14 protein-coding genes are annotated in these 14,213 nt (G+C 61.5%); 13 read left to right on the forward strand and 1 reads right to left on the reverse strand.

Translation table 11 applies throughout. The features are described 5' to 3' along the window. From QWY74_RS06180 to QWY74_RS06240, 13 genes are all read left to right on the forward strand, one after another. On the forward strand, positions 1-1,101 hold the full coding sequence (locus tag QWY74_RS06180; RefSeq protein WP_264825208.1) for an ABC transporter ATP-binding protein: 1,101 nt from the start codon (positions 1-3) through the stop codon (positions 1,099-1,101). Then, complete coding sequence (locus tag QWY74_RS06185) at positions 1,094-1,972, forward strand: carbohydrate ABC transporter permease (protein WP_264825209.1); 879 nt, start codon at positions 1,094-1,096, stop codon at positions 1,970-1,972. The genes QWY74_RS06180 and QWY74_RS06185 overlap by 8 nt, the downstream gene beginning before the upstream one ends. 1 nt (position 1,973) lies before the next feature. Further along, positions 1,974-2,870, forward strand: coding sequence for a carbohydrate ABC transporter permease (locus tag QWY74_RS06190; protein WP_264825210.1), 897 nt, complete (start codon positions 1,974-1,976; stop codon positions 2,868-2,870). Positions 2,871-2,883: 13 nt separating this feature from the next. Next, a complete protein-coding gene (locus QWY74_RS06195; protein ID WP_264825211.1) occupies positions 2,884-3,156 on the forward strand; it encodes a DUF2160 domain-containing protein in 273 nt (90 codons plus the stop codon). A gap of 56 nt (positions 3,157-3,212) precedes the next feature. Next, positions 3,213-4,952, forward strand: a complete 1,740-nt coding sequence (locus tag QWY74_RS06200; protein ID WP_264825212.1) for an ABC transporter substrate-binding protein — start codon at positions 3,213-3,215, stop codon at positions 4,950-4,952. Positions 4,953-5,075: 123 nt separating this feature from the next. Then, positions 5,076-6,719 carry a glycerol-3-phosphate dehydrogenase/oxidase gene (locus QWY74_RS06205; RefSeq protein ID WP_264825213.1) on the forward strand — a complete coding sequence of 548 codons (1,644 nt, stop codon included), beginning with the start codon at positions 5,076-5,078 and terminating at the stop codon, positions 6,717-6,719. A gap of 140 nt (positions 6,720-6,859) precedes the next feature. Continuing rightward, positions 6,860-8,101 (forward strand): uracil-xanthine permease family protein, encoded by a 1,242-nt coding sequence (locus tag QWY74_RS06210; RefSeq protein ID WP_290313989.1) that lies wholly within the window; start codon positions 6,860-6,862, stop codon positions 8,099-8,101. Between the two features lie 91 nt (positions 8,102-8,192). Beyond that, complete coding sequence (gene mobA / locus QWY74_RS06215) at positions 8,193-8,789, forward strand: molybdenum cofactor guanylyltransferase MobA (protein ID WP_264825215.1); 597 nt, start codon at positions 8,193-8,195, stop codon at positions 8,787-8,789. A 4-nt stretch (positions 8,790-8,793) separates the two neighbouring features. After that, entirely contained in the window at positions 8,794-9,381 is a 588-nt protein-coding gene (gene mobB, locus QWY74_RS06220) for a molybdopterin-guanine dinucleotide biosynthesis protein B (protein WP_264825216.1), read from the forward strand. Between the two features lie 150 nt (positions 9,382-9,531). After that, positions 9,532-10,326, forward strand: a complete 795-nt coding sequence (gene moaC, locus QWY74_RS06225) for a cyclic pyranopterin monophosphate synthase MoaC (protein ID WP_264825217.1) — start codon at positions 9,532-9,534, stop codon at positions 10,324-10,326. 4 nt (positions 10,327-10,330) lie between these two features. Continuing rightward, positions 10,331-10,783, forward strand: coding sequence for a molybdopterin synthase catalytic subunit MoaE (gene moaE, locus QWY74_RS06230; protein ID WP_264825218.1), 453 nt, complete (start codon positions 10,331-10,333; stop codon positions 10,781-10,783). Beyond that, positions 10,780-11,772, forward strand: coding sequence for a GTP 3',8-cyclase MoaA (gene moaA / locus QWY74_RS06235; RefSeq protein ID WP_264825219.1), 993 nt, complete (start codon positions 10,780-10,782; stop codon positions 11,770-11,772). The genes moaE and moaA overlap by 4 nt, the downstream gene beginning before the upstream one ends. A gap of 313 nt (positions 11,773-12,085) precedes the next feature. Further along, on the forward strand, positions 12,086-12,376 hold the full coding sequence (locus QWY74_RS06240) for an H-NS histone family protein (RefSeq protein ID WP_264825220.1): 291 nt from the start codon (positions 12,086-12,088) through the stop codon (positions 12,374-12,376). Between the two features lie 97 nt (positions 12,377-12,473). On the opposite strand, the gene QWY74_RS06245 is transcribed toward QWY74_RS06240, so the two are convergent. Beyond that, positions 12,474-14,063 carry a ribonuclease J gene (locus QWY74_RS06245; RefSeq protein ID WP_264825221.1) on the reverse strand — a complete coding sequence of 530 codons (1,590 nt, stop codon included), beginning with the start codon at positions 14,061-14,063 and terminating at the stop codon, positions 12,474-12,476. Positions 14,064-14,213 lie beyond the last annotated feature (150 nt).

Here is a 14,213-nt window from a genome sequence, read left to right on the forward strand (position 1 = left end):
ATGGCCGAGATAACCCTGAAGTCCCTCGCGCATACCTACTCGGCCGATCCCCAGTCGCCCGAGGATTATGCCATCCGGGAGATGGACCATGTCTGGCACCAGGGGGGAGCCTACGCTCTGCTGGGCCCGTCCGGCTGTGGCAAGTCGACCCTGCTCAACATCATCTCCGGACTGCTGCAGCCCTCGAGTGGTAAAGTGCTCTTCGATGGCGAGATGGTCAACGAGTTGCCGCCCGAGGAGCGCAACATAGCCCAGGTTTTCCAGTTCCCGGTGATCTACGACACCATGACGGTTTACGACAATCTGGCGTTTCCGCTGCGCAATGTGCGGACCGCGGAATCGCGCGTGCACGAGCGCGTCATGGAAGTTGCCGATGTTCTGGAGCTGACCTCGCAACTCAAGCGCAAGGCCAAGAACCTTTCGGCGGACGAGAAGCAGAAGGTTTCCATGGGGCGGGGGCTGGTGCGTGATGATGTCTCGGCGATTCTCTTCGATGAACCGCTGACGGTGATCGACCCGCAGCTCAAGTGGAAGTTGCGGCGCAAGCTCAAGGAGATTCACCAGCGCTTCGCGATCACCATGGTCTACGTCACCCATGACCAGCTCGAGGCTTCGACCTTCGCCGACAAGATCGCGGTCATGTACGAGGGGCAGGTGGTGCAGTTCGGCACGCCGCGGGAACTCTTCGAGACTCCCAACCATACCTTTGTCGGCTATTTCATCGGCAGCCCGGGGATGAACTTTCTCGATGTCGCGGCTCGCGACGGCAGAGTCTGGTCCGGCGACACCGTCCTGGAAGTCGGCCAGGGCGTTCACGACACCATCCTCCGAACCTCATCGTCGAACATCCGGTTGGGCATTCGTCCGGACTTCATCGAGGTACACGGCGAGCCGGTGGAAGGCGCCATGGAAGCGCGTGTCGAGCATGCCCAGGACCTGGGCACTTACTCCATCGTCTACCTGTCGCTGGGCGGCGTCTCCCTGAAGGCGCGCATCGACGAGGATGAGGCGACGCCGGTCGAGACGGCCTGGATACGCTTCCCGGATGAACGACTCGGCCTGTATGTCGATGAATACCGCGTGGAGATCGACCATGAATAAAGTCTATAACAACCGCGCCTGGTGGCTGATTCTGCCCATGCTGCTACTGGTGGCCTTCTCGGCCATCATCCCGCTGATGACGGTGGTGAACTACTCGGTGCAGGATGTCTTCGATGCCCATACGCGCTTCTTCACGGGCACCGAGTGGTTCAGCGAGATGCTCAACAACCCGGAGTTGCAGTCGGCGCTGTTGCGCCAGTTCGCCTTCTCGCTGACCGTGCTGGCCATCGAGGTGCCGCTGGGCATCGGTATTGCCCTGATCATGCCCAAGAAGGGTTGGCAGGCCTCGGCGGTACTGATCCTGGTCACCATGCCGTTGCTGATTCCCTGGAACGTGGTGGGCAGCATCTGGCAGATCTTCACCCGTGGCGATATCGGCCTGATGGGCTGGAGCCTGCGCGAGCTCGGCTATGGCTACAACATCACCTCCAGTCCGGTGGATGCCTGGGCCACCATCATCCTCATGGATGTCTGGCACTGGACGCCGCTGATCGCGCTGTTGTGCTATAGCGGCCTGCGTTCGATCCCGGATGCCTATTATCAGGCGGCGCGCATCGATCGCGCCTCGAAGTGGTCGGTGTTTCGCTATATCCAGTTGCCCAAGCTCACCAATGTGCTGGTGATCGGTGTGCTGCTGCGCTTCATGCACTCTTTCATGATCTACGCCGAGCCCTTCGTGCTCACCGGTGGCGGGCCGGGCAGCTCCACGACCTTTCTCAGTCAATCGCTGACCACCATGGCCATCGGCCAGCAGGACCTCGGGCCCTCTGCCGCCTTCTCGCTGATCTACTTCCTGATCATTCTGCTGGTCACCTGGGTGTTCTACACCGCGATCATGAACATGCAGAAAGACAACAACAAGGAGGCTTGAGATGACCGACTCATCTTCGCCGACCACCCCCGATGCGGTTCGTCAACAAGCCGCGGCTGCCGACAATCGTCGGCGTCGCAAGGCACGCCCGGCATCCCGCCAGTGGCGCCGCCGTGGCCTGATGGCCGCCTATATTGTCTTCGTTCTGCTGCCCATCTACTGGCTGCTGAACATGTCCTTTCAGTCCAATACCGAAATCCTCGGTGGTCTGACGCTGTGGCCGGATGATTTCACGATCGAGCACTATGCCAAGATCCTGACCGAATCCAGCTGGTACATGGGGTATATCAACTCCATCACCTATGTGGTGATGAACATGTTCATCAGCATTGCCGTGGCGCTGCCGGCGGCCTATGCCTTCAGCCGCTATCAGTTCATCGGTGACAAGCATCTGTTCTTCTGGCTGTTGACCAATCTGATGGCGCCGCCGGCGGTCTTTCTGCTGCCGTACTTCCAGCTTTACTACACCGTGGGGCTGTTCGATACGCACGTGGCCGTTGCCCTGGCTCACTGCCTGTTCAACATTCCGCTGGCGGTGTGGATTCTGGAAGGCTTCATGAGCGGTGTGCCCAAGGAAATCGACGAAACCGCCTTTATCGACGGCTACAGTTTTCCGAAGTTCTTCGTCAAGATTTTCATTCCCATGATCAGTTCGGGCATCGGCGTCACCCTGTTCTTCCTGTTCATGTTCTCCTGGGTCGAGCTGTTGCTGGCCAGCACCCTGACCTCGACCAATGCCCAGCCGATTGCTTCGGTAATGACCCAGACCAAGGGTGCGTCGGGGATCGATTGGGGGGCACTGGCCGCGGCCGGCACCCTGACCATACTGCCGGGCATCGTGGTGGTGTACTTCGTTCGCAATCACATCGCCAAGGGCTTTGCCCTGGGCCGCACCTGAGGAGGGTTGTGACATGGAATGGATGGTCTGGACCACGCCGACCACTGTCTTCTTTGCCGTCATTGCGGTCCTGCTGGCCTGCATGACGACCTGGGAGCTGGTATCCCCGACAATCGAGCGCAAGGGCTTTCTGCCGATCTCGACGACTCGCGGGGACCGCTTTTTCATCGGGCTGCTTTCCTCGGCCTACATCCACCTGATCGTCGTGGGGTTTACGCCACTTAGCATCTGGCTGGCTCTCGGCGCCTCGGTTGTCTGGTGCTTGATACTGATGCGCTGGGGCTGACAGAAACGCATGGAGCCTTCTGTCCAGGACGGACCACAATAACTCAAGAGGTCAACATGAAACACACAACAATGCGACTCTCTGCACTGGCCGCCAGCGTGATGCTGGCCAGCGGTGCGCTGCACGCCGATGATCATGATGCTCGCGCCATCGCCGAGCGTCTGGTCGACGAACACTTCCAGGACTCGACGCTGAGTCGCGAGGAGCAGATCGAGGAACTGATGTGGTTCGCCGAGGCCGCCGAACCCTTCCGTGGCATGGAGATCAACACGGTGGCGGAAGGGCTGACCACGCACATCTACGAGCGAGATGTGCTGGCCGAGGCCTTCAGCGAGCTGACCGGCATCGAGTTGACGCACAACATCATCGGCGAGGGCGATGTCGTCAACAACATGCAGACCCAGATGCAGTCGGGCCGGAACATCTACGACGGCTATGTGAACGACTCCGATGCCATCGGTACGCACATTCGTTATGGCACGACCGTCAACATCTCCGAGGCCATGGAAAACGAGTGGTCCGACTACACCCTGCCCAGTCTGGATCTGGAAGACTTCATCGGCCTGCAGTACGGCACCGGTCCGGATGGCAGCCTGTATCAGCTGCCTACCCAGCAGTTCGCCAACCTTTACTGGTTCCGCTATGACTGGTTCCAGCGGGAAGACCTGCAGGAGCAGTTCCGCGAGATCTACGGCTATGACCTCGGGGTGCCGACCAACTGGACGGCCTACGAGGACATCGCCGAGTTCTTCACCGAGCATGTCGGTGAGATCGATGGCGAGACCGTCTATGGCCACATGGACTATGGTCGTCGCGATCCCTCCCTTGGCTGGCGCTTCCACGACTCCTGGCTGTCGATGGCCGGTATGGGCAGCCCGGGGGTGCCGTTCGGTAATCCGGTGGATGACTGGGGCATTCGCGTCAACGAGCAGAGCCAGCCGGTAGGCGCCAGCGTGTCTCGTGGTGGTGCGACCAACTCGCCGGCTTCGGTCTTTGCCGTGACCAAGATGGTCGACTGGCTCGAGAAGTATGCACCGCCCGAGGCCAGCGGCATGACCTTTGGTGAGGCCGGCCCGGTACCGGCGCAGGGTAATATCGCCCAGCAGATGTTCTGGTACACCGCCTTTACCGCCGACATGACCGCCCCCGATCTGCCGGTGACCGACGACGAGGGCAATCCCAAGTGGCGCATGGCACCGTCGCCCACGGGGCCTTACTGGGAAGAGGGCATGAAGGTCGGCTATCAGGATGTGGGCTCCTGGACCTTCTTCGACTCCACCCCCGAGGATCGTCGTACGGCGGCCTGGCTGTTCGCCCAGTTCACCGTGTCCAAGACGGTTTCGCTGGAAAAGCTCATGGAAGGTCTGACGCCGATTCGCGAGTCTGACGTCTTCTCCGAGCAGATGACCGAAATGGCGCCGCAGCTGGGCGGTCTCGTCGAGTTCTACCGCAGCCCCAACGAGTCCAACTGGACGCCGTCCTCCACCAACGTGCCGGATTATCCGCGCATGGCACCGCTGTGGTGGCAGAACCTGGCACCGGCGGTCAGCGGCGATATCACGCCGAAGGAAGCGCTGGACAACCTGGCCGGTGACCTCGACAGCATCATGTCGCGTCTGGCACGCGCCAAGGTCTTCGACAGCTATGCGCCAGTGCTCAATGAGGAGCGTGACCCCGCGCATTGGCTCGAACAGCCGGGTGCCCCCAAGCAGAAGCTGAACAACGAAATGCCCGAGGGCAAGACCGTGCCCTACGACGAGTTGATGGAGGCGTGGATGGCCGCCGGCGAACGCTAATGACACTGGCCGCCCGGGCCCTGGCTCGGGCGGTTCACTGACGCGTTACCGGTTGCCTGAACGGGACCTTGGGCCCCGCTCGGTAGAGTCCGACGGGGCCCACTTTCTGAACAAGGGCCAATCATGCAACTGAGACAAAGCAATATTCGGCAATTGACCGAACAGACATTCGACACCCTGGTCATCGGCGCCGGGATCAACGGTGCCTCGGCCGCCGCGGCACTCAGTGGCAAGGGCAGCAGTGTGGCGTTGATCGACCGCGGCGACTTCGCCGGCAGTACCAGCATGCACTCTTCCAACCTCGTCTGGGGTGGCATCAAGTACATGGAGAGTGGCGATTTCAAGCTGGTGCGCAAGCTGTGCAAGAGCCGCAATCATCTCATCAAGAGCTATCCCTCGACGGTTCAGGAAATCCGCTTTCTGACCACCATCGACAAGGGCTTTCGCCACCATCCGCTGTATCCCTGGGCGGGGACCTGGCTCTACTGGCTGATGGGCAGTGCCTTTACCCGCATGCCGAATTACCTGCGGCCTGACAGCATCCGCGCCCGCGAGGCGATCATCAATATCGCCAATGCCCAGGGGGGCTTCGAATATTCCGATGCCTATCTGCATGACAACGATGCCCGTTTTGTCTTCAGCTTTGTGCGCAATGCCCTGGATTTCGGCACCGTGGCCGCCAATTACGTCGAATCCCTGGGCTCGCACCGTGAGGGCGATGTCTGGGTGACGAAGGTGAGAGATGGCGTCGGCGGCCGGACCTTCGAGGTTCGCTCGCGAGTGCTGATCAATGCGGCCGGCCCCTGGGTGGACCGCCACAACCAGCTGTCGAACCAGTCCACCGGCCATCATCATGTATTTTCCAAGGGGATACATCTGGTGGTCCCCCAACTGACACCCAACAAGCGGGTGCTGGCTTTCTTCGCCGATGATGGTCGCCTTTTTTTTGTGATTCCCATGGGGCGACGCACCTGCATCGGCACCACCGACACTCGCGTCGAAAGCCCGGAAGTCTCGGTGACCGAGGACGATATCCGTTTCGTGCTCGACAACATCAACAAGCGCCTCGAGCTCGAACAGCCGTTGACCGAGCAGGACATCATCTCCACTCGCTGTGGTGTCAGGCCACTGGCCGTCAAGCCCAGCGGCGGCAATGATCGCGACTTTCTCAACCTCTCACGCAAGCATGCCATCGACATCGACCGCCAAAGCTGTCATCTGAGTATCTTCGGTGGCAAGTTGACCGACTGCCTGAATGTCGGCGAGGAAGTGGTCGAGGAGGTGCGAAAGCTGGGTGTCGAGATTCCCAGCCCGGACTTCCGCTGGTACGGCGAGGCGGACGACGCGGTGCGTGATGACTTCATGCACCAGGCCAGCCGCATGAACCTGGATGCCATGGCTCATCCGGATGCATCGGAGCCTCTGAGTACGCGCCTGTGGCGGCGTTATGGCCGGCAGGCGCTGGAGCTGCTCGAGGACATTCGGCTCGACCCGGAGCAGGCCAATGTGCTGATAGAAGGCACCGAGTATCTGCGTTGTGAGCTCAAGCTGGCGCGGCGCAGCGAAATGATCACCAAGCTGGACGACTTTCTGCGCCGCCGGTCCAAGGTCGAGCTGGTGGTGTCTCGGGAAACTCTCGAGGCGTCTCCCGGGCTCGTCGAGGCGTGCCGAATCCTCTTCGATGAACAGGCCGAGAAGCGCCTGGCCGAATACTGGCAGTCCCGGCAGGCCGAGTCGCGGCCGGCCGCCACGCTGGACAATGCCTGAACCAGGCGGCGCCGCCGGCGGACGCCTGCCGGCGAGCAGGGCTCGCCACACAGGGGGCGGAGCGGGGTTACCGGACAAGGCGGGGTTGCTAGAATGGCATCTTTGACCAAGCTCTTCACTCCGCCATTCAGGAGCTCTGCATGACTGAAGATACTTCCGCCGCGGCAATGCCGTCGGACTCTCCCCTCCGTACCCTGCTGGTCGGGGCACAGATGCTCTTCGTGGCCTTTGGCGCCTTGGTGCTGGTGCCCTTGCTGACCGGCCTGGATCCCAATGTGGCCCTCTTTACCGCGGGGGCGGGAACCCTGGTCTTTCATGCCGTGACGGGGGTCAGCGTGCCCGTCTTCCTGGCTTCCTCCTTTGCTTTTATTGCCCCGATACAAAGCTCGGTCAAGAGTTTCGGGATTCCGGCGACGCTTGGCGGGATCCTGGCCGCCGGCCTGGTCTATGTTCTGATCTCTCAGTTGGTCCGGCTCAAGGGCACGGCCTGGCTGCACCGCCTTCTGCCACCCGTGGTGGTCGGGCCCGTTATCATGGTGATCGGCCTGGCGCTGGCGCCGGTGGCCGTCGACATGGCGACCGGTGGTACCAGCGAGAACATCACCTACGGGCAGGCCATCACCCTCTCCATGGCGAGCCTGCTGGTGACCCTGGTGCTGGCCGTGTTCGGCCGCGGCCTGATACGTCTGGTGCCCATCATGGGTGGTATCGTGACCGGTTACGTGCTGGCCATGGTCATGGGGCTTGTGGACTTCTCCGCGGTCCATCAGGCGGAATGGCTCGCGCTGCCGACGTTCACGGCGCCGAGCTTTCACTGGGCGGCCATTCTGTTCATGATTCCGGTCGCCATCGCGCCCGCGGTCGAGCATATCGGCGACATGGTGGCGATCGGCTCGGTGACCCGTCGTCACTACCTCGAAAAACCCGGCCTGCACCGTACCCTGCTGGGCGATGGGCTGGCGACTTGCTCGGCGGCGTTGTTCGGTGGGCCGCCGAACACCACCTACTCCGAAGTGACCGGTGCGGTTACTCTGACGCGGGCCTTCAATCCGCGCATCATGCTGGTTACGGCCATCATCGCGATACTGCTGTCGTTTCTCGGCAAGCTGGGCGCTGTGCTGCAGACCATACCTGCTCCGGTCATGGGCGGTATCATGACACTCTTGTTCGGCTCCATCGCCGTGGTCGGCATGAATACCCTGGTGCGCGCGGGTAGTACGCTGACGGCGTCGCGCAATCTGGTCGTGGTCTCGTTGATCCTGGTCTTCGGCATCGGCGGCATGCAGTTCGGAGAAGGGCAGTTCACCCTTCAGGGTGTCAGCCTGGCCGCTCTGATCGGTATTGTGCTTAATGCCGTCCTGCCCCATGAAGCGGAAGACTGAACCGGGCAATGCATCATGGCACCCCGCATTTCGCTCAGGCATCATGAGAGGCATCAATGATGAACGTCGATGACAAGCGTCAGGAGGCGTGGTGATCCCTCGTGATGAGCTGACGGGGCTGGTACTGGCCGGCGGCAGGGGCCGACGCATGGGGGGCTGCGACAAGGGGCTGGTAGCGTTCGACGGCCGGCCCCTTGCCGGTTACGCCGCCGGCGTACTGCGCGACCATGTGAAAGAGCTGGTGATCGTGGCCAATCGCCACTGCGCGGCTTACGCCGAGCTGGCGGATCGCGTCGTCGCGGATGTCGAGCCGGATTACCGCGGCCCCCTGATGGGCCTCTACAGTGGTCTCCAGGCGGCGCGAGGCGCCTGGCTTGTTATGGTACCCTGCGATGTGCCGGGGCTGCCGTCCAGCCTGGTTGCTCGGCTTGTCGACCAGCGTGGCACAGCGGACGTTGTCGTGGCGCACGACGGCACGCGACCTCACCCGGTGGTGGCGCTGGTTCGAGTTGATCTGGCCGATGATCTGGCCGCCTGCCTGGCGCGTGGCGAGCGCAAGCTCGACACCTGGCAGGCCCGCCATCGGCGAGTCTGGGCCGATTTCTCGGATTGTCCTGCGGCGTTCACCAATCTCAATACACGCGATGAGCGCTTAGACCTCGAGCGAAGGCGCGGCAAGGAGTCGTGAGCCCATGACTGATACGCCCCCCGCCACTCTGTACCTGCCGGAGTCGCCCGCCTTGCTGGGCATTGCAGCCTGGAGCGGTACCGGCAAGACGACCCTGCTCGAGCAGCTCCTGCCGGCACTACGTCAACGCGGCCTGAGGGTAGCGGTCATCAAGCATGCCCATCATGCCTTCGATGTCGATACCCCCGGCAAGGACAGTCACCGGCTGCGCGAGGCCGGTGCCACCCCCATGCTGGTGGCTTCCCGAGCGCGCATCGCGCTGATGATGGAAACCCCGGAGCGGGAAGAGGCGGATCTGGGGGAACTGATCGAGATGGTCAGTCACCATGCGCCCGATCTGGTTCTGGTCGAGGGCTTCAAGGCCTGGCCCTTGCCCAAGCTGGAACTCTACCGGGAGGGGCTCGGCAAGCCAGCGCTGGCGGCGCATGACCCCTGGGTCAAGGCGGTGGCCAGTCAGGGCTATAGCGGAGCGCCGGACAACGTCGAGCGGCTGGACCTGGACGACCTCGCGTGTCTGGTCGACTGGATAAGCGAGTGGCCGCGTCGCTGGCCGACCCAGCGGGTGCCGCGTGACCTCCCCGGGGGCGACTGACCGAGGGCTCGGGTACCGCCGTAGAGGGGAGAGGCCGGCTCCCTTCGATCAAAACTGCCGTGCTGCTGTCACAAGACGCAGCGAGACGACTCCTACATTCTATACCGTGATGATGTTCTACCCGACCAGCCGACACCAGGTAATCACACCATGACTCTGACTCACCTCAATGCCAATGGCGAAGCGCGTATGGTCGATGTGGCCGACAAGCCGGAGAGCCGACGTGAAGCGAAGGCTACCGGGGCCATTCACATGCACCCGGCCACGCTGCAGCGTCTGGTCGAGGGCCAGATGCCCAAGGGCGATGTGCTGGCCACGGCACGTATTGCGGCCATTCAGGGGGCCAAGCGCACGCATGAATTGATTCCCTTATGTCATGCCTTGCCCCTGTCGAAGGTCGAGGTCGACTTTGCGCTGGATGATGCCCGCAGCTGTGTCCATGTCACGGCCCAATGTCGCCTGAATGGTCGGACCGGCGTCGAGATGGAAGCCCTGACGGCGGTCTCGGTTGCGTGTCTGACGCTCTATGACATGTGCAAGGCCGTCGACAAGGACATGGTGATCGATTCCATTCAACTGGAACAGAAAAGTGGCGGTGCTTCCGGTAACTATTACAGGACGACGCCGATCGTGACCGGCCAGGGCGGCAGTGGTGAGGTTTCACTGGGCACCCTGAGCAGTGCAGGCGAACCCTGTGTGCGGGTCAAGTGCCTGGCCGAGTTGCGTGAGCGTCTGGGGGTGGGCGAAATCAATGTGCCTTTTCAGCGTATGGCATCCACCGACATCGGTGGTCTGAAAGCCGCATTAAAAGACATGGACTCACGCTTTGCCGGACTCGATGAAGGACGAACTCTGTGTGCCGTTAATCAGGTCATGGCCGGCGATGCCACCCCGCTGACCGCCGATGATGAAGTAGCTTTCTTTCCCCCCGTAACCGGAGGCTGAGTCAATGATCCGCGTGCAGTCCCAACCCTTCGAGGTCGGTGAGGAGCAGCGCTTGCTGCTCGACGGGCGCCGGGATATCGGTGCGGTCGTCAGCTTTACCGGACTGGTGAGGGACTTCAATGAGCGCCCTGACGTTCAGGGGTTGAGCCTTGAGCATTATCCCGGCATGACAGAGTCATCATTGGCCGGCATCGTCGCCGAGGCTGAACAACGCTGGCCACTGCAGGCAGTGAATGTGGTACACCGCGTGGGGCATCTGCAACTGGGAGATCCGATCGTGCTGGTCATGATCGCCAGCCAGCATCGCCGTGCCGCCTTTGATGCCTGCGACTTCATCATGGATTATCTGAAGACCCGTGCACCTTTCTGGAAAAAAGAGCACACGGCGAGTGGCGACTACTGGGTGGCCGAGCGTCATACCGACCTGCAGGCTGCCCGACGCTGGGAGGCATCATGAGCGACGAGTTGATCGACAATTTTGGCCGCAGGGTCAATTATGTGCGCCTTTCCGTCACCGACCGTTGTGACTTTCGCTGTGTCTACTGCATGAGCGAAGAGATGACCTTTCTGCCGCGGGACGAGGTGCTGAGTCTCGAGGAGCTGGGTCTGGTGGCCCGCGCCTTCACTGAGCTGGGGGTCGAGAAGATCCGCCTGACCGGTGGCGAGCCGTTGGTCCGGCGCGATATCAGTCGACTGGTGGACGATATCGGTGCCTTGCCCGGGCTCAGGGATTTTTCAATGACCACCAACGGTGCCGGTCTGGGCCGGCACGCGCGGGAATTGCGTCAGGGCGGACTGGAACGCCTCAATATCAGCCTGGACACCCTGGATGCCGAGCGCTTCAAACGCGTGACGCGCACCGGGGACCTCGGCAAGGTACTCGACGGCATGCGCGCCGCCCGTGATGCCGGGTTTCGGCGTATCAAGCTGAATGCCGTGATCCTCAAGGGCCGCAATGATGACGAAGTGATTTCTCTGGTCGATTTCGCCCGTCGTGAGCAGGTCGACATCAGCTTCATCGAGGAAATGCCCCTGGGCGACGTCTCCGACCATTCGCGTGCGGAGACCTACTGTTCCAGTGACGAAGTCAAGGCCATGATTGAGGAAAAGCATGAGCTCGTGCCTTCCACAGAAACCACCCCGGGCCCTTCGCGCTATTTTCGCATGACGGATAGCGAGACGCGGATAGGGTTTATTTCGCCACATAGCCACAATTTCTGTTCGTCCTGCAATCGTGTGCGTGTCACGGTGGAAGGGCGGTTGCTGCTTTGCCTGGGCAATGAGCATTCGGTAGATTTACGTGCCGTGCTTCGCCGCCACCCCGGCAATATCGAAAAGCTCAAGGAGGCCATCATTGCCGCGATGCCCCTTAAGCCGGAACGACATCACTTCACGACCGATGGTGACGTCCAGGTGGTGCGCTTCATGAACATGACCGGGGGTTGAGCGCTCACCAGCCTTCGGCATGAGGGCCATGCCGTGATGGCCTCTTTTCTCGGTCAAGACTTGTCGTAATTCACTTCAAGCTGTTCTGCTTGCCAACATTATTTACGCAGAGTGGACCGGGAATTTTCCTTTCTTTTCTTGCTAAAATCGTTTTGGCCAATATACTTTTGTTGAGGTTGCGCCAACAGCTTCCGGGGAACGGCTGTGCAACCGACCGTTGCGATAACTTGATCAGCCCGTTCAAGCTGCATGAATCGGCATAGAATCCTGCAACGGCTAACGTATTTACCAACAATATTTAGCGGAGGGGGTAATGGCTAACCAGAGCCTGGAAGAAATTGCTCGGAACAAGAATGTGGCCCGTGCTGCCGCTCGGCAGTTGAGCATGGAACAACTGCACAAGCTGGCCGAAGTCATTGGGGAAGTGATCGAGCAGAAAAATGACGAAGAAAAGCGTCGTCAGGATGAAGAAGAAAAGAAAGCGCGCAAACTGGCCGAGATTCGTGAGCAGATCAACGAGGCTGGCCTTTCCGTGGAGGACCTTGTGCCTGACCAGCCGAAGCGCAAGCGCGGTCGCCCACCCAAGAATGCCGACAAGGCCTGAGCATGACGCCCGTCGAAACAGCCTGACAGCTCTTCCAGCTCAGGTTGGTAGGCGAGGTGCAAGAATCATCTGCCATCCCGCGATGGCAGGTGCTTTTTTAAACCTGCCCGATGTCGGACGGCGTTTCCATGGCGAACAGCTGCAGGCGCACCGCCGGCACTCGCTGCATACGGTCGGCGAGCCAGGCCTGGATATCCGGGTACAGCATGGAACGCAGCTCGACCAGTGAATCGCCCTGTGCCTGACTCAAACTCTCATCCAGCCTTTCCGCCAGTGCGGTATCATCCAGGGGGCTGGCATGGCTGTCATCCAGCATCAGTTGGCCGATTCGGGTCCAACCGCACTCCGTTGCCGCCACTGTCATCGCCACGAAGAGTTCACCGTGACGCGACGCACCATCATTGACGGTGTCGGCCACCTGGGCGTTGCGGTTCTGGTCGATCATGCGCGGCGTCAGACGATGACGTGCCTGAAGTGCGAGTCCTTGTGCATCCAGGCGAAGCATGTCGCCGTTGCGTGGAATCACCGGTGCGTCGATCCCCAACTCTTCGGCCAGCATCTGATGAGCCTGTAGATGCCGGGTTTCGCCGTGCACCGGTAACAGTCGCGCCGGCTGCACCCAGGAGTAGAAGGTACGCAGCTCATCCTGGTAGGGGTGCCCGGAAGCATGCAGACTCGCTTCAGCCGTGTCATCCAGCAGTGTCACCCCGGCCAGTCGCAGGGCATGCTTGAGGCGCTCGATGAGGCGCTCATTGCCCGGGATGGCACGGGCCGAGAAGATCACGCTGTCACCTCGGGTCAGCTCGAAGTGGGGGTGACGCCCGGCCGCGAGACGCGACAGGGCGGCTTTCGATTCGCCCTGGCTGCCGGTGGCAATCACTAGCACCTCTTCCGGTGGCAGGTAGCCAAGGTCATGCACTGGCACCAGGGCGGGAAAGTCCTCCAGATAGCCAAGCCCGCGGGCAATCCGCACCATGCGTTCCATCGAACGTCCCATGAGGCTGACCCGACGGCCGCAGCGCTGGGCCGCTCGGCCGATGGCCAGTACCCGATCCAGGTTGCTGGCGAAGCAGCTCACGACGACGCGGCCGTTCAGCGAGGCGATGGCCTGTGTAAGGGCCTCCGCCACCTCGCTTTCACTCCGCGAGTGACCCGGCTCGGGGGCGCAGGTGGAGTCACCCACCAGCAGATCCACCGGGGCGATGGCGCGAAAGGTCTCCGGGTCGATGGGCTGTCCCAGCAACGGGGCCGGGTCCAGCTTCCAGTCCCCCGTGTGCAGGACACGATGCTTGCCGGCCTCGAGCAAGAGGGCACAGCTCTCGGGAATCGAGTGGGTAACCGGCAGATAGCGCAGCGCAAAGTGGCCGATCTCGAGGGCCTCCCCGGGCTCGATGACGCAGATGGCATCGCTGCGCAGGCCCTGCTCGGCAAACTTGCTACGCAGCAGGCCTGCGGCCAGGGGCGTGGCATACAGGCGACATCCCCAGCGTGGCCACAACCAGGCCACGGCGCCGATATGATCTTCATGCCCGTGGGTGATGACCACCGCTTCCGGGACAACCTCCAGGGTGTCGAGCGGGCAGGTATCGGGAATCTGCAGTGGCCCATCCGGCAGGTCCTGGCGAATCATCATGCCGCAATCCACGACAATCCACTGATCGCGATGACCATAGAGCATGAAATTCATCCCGATCTCACCACAGCCGCCCAGGGGAAGTAGATGGAGGGGGTCACAACGGCGTGGACGAACTTGGACGCGAGGCTTGAACATCGGGAGGGGCTAGGTCAAAAGTGTGGGTGCTACTATACGGGATCGCCGCCATGCCCCACAATGCAA

The organism is Halomonas almeriensis (assembly GCF_030409235.1).
GTDB classification, from domain to species: domain Bacteria; phylum Pseudomonadota; class Gammaproteobacteria; order Pseudomonadales; family Halomonadaceae; genus Halomonas; species Halomonas almeriensis.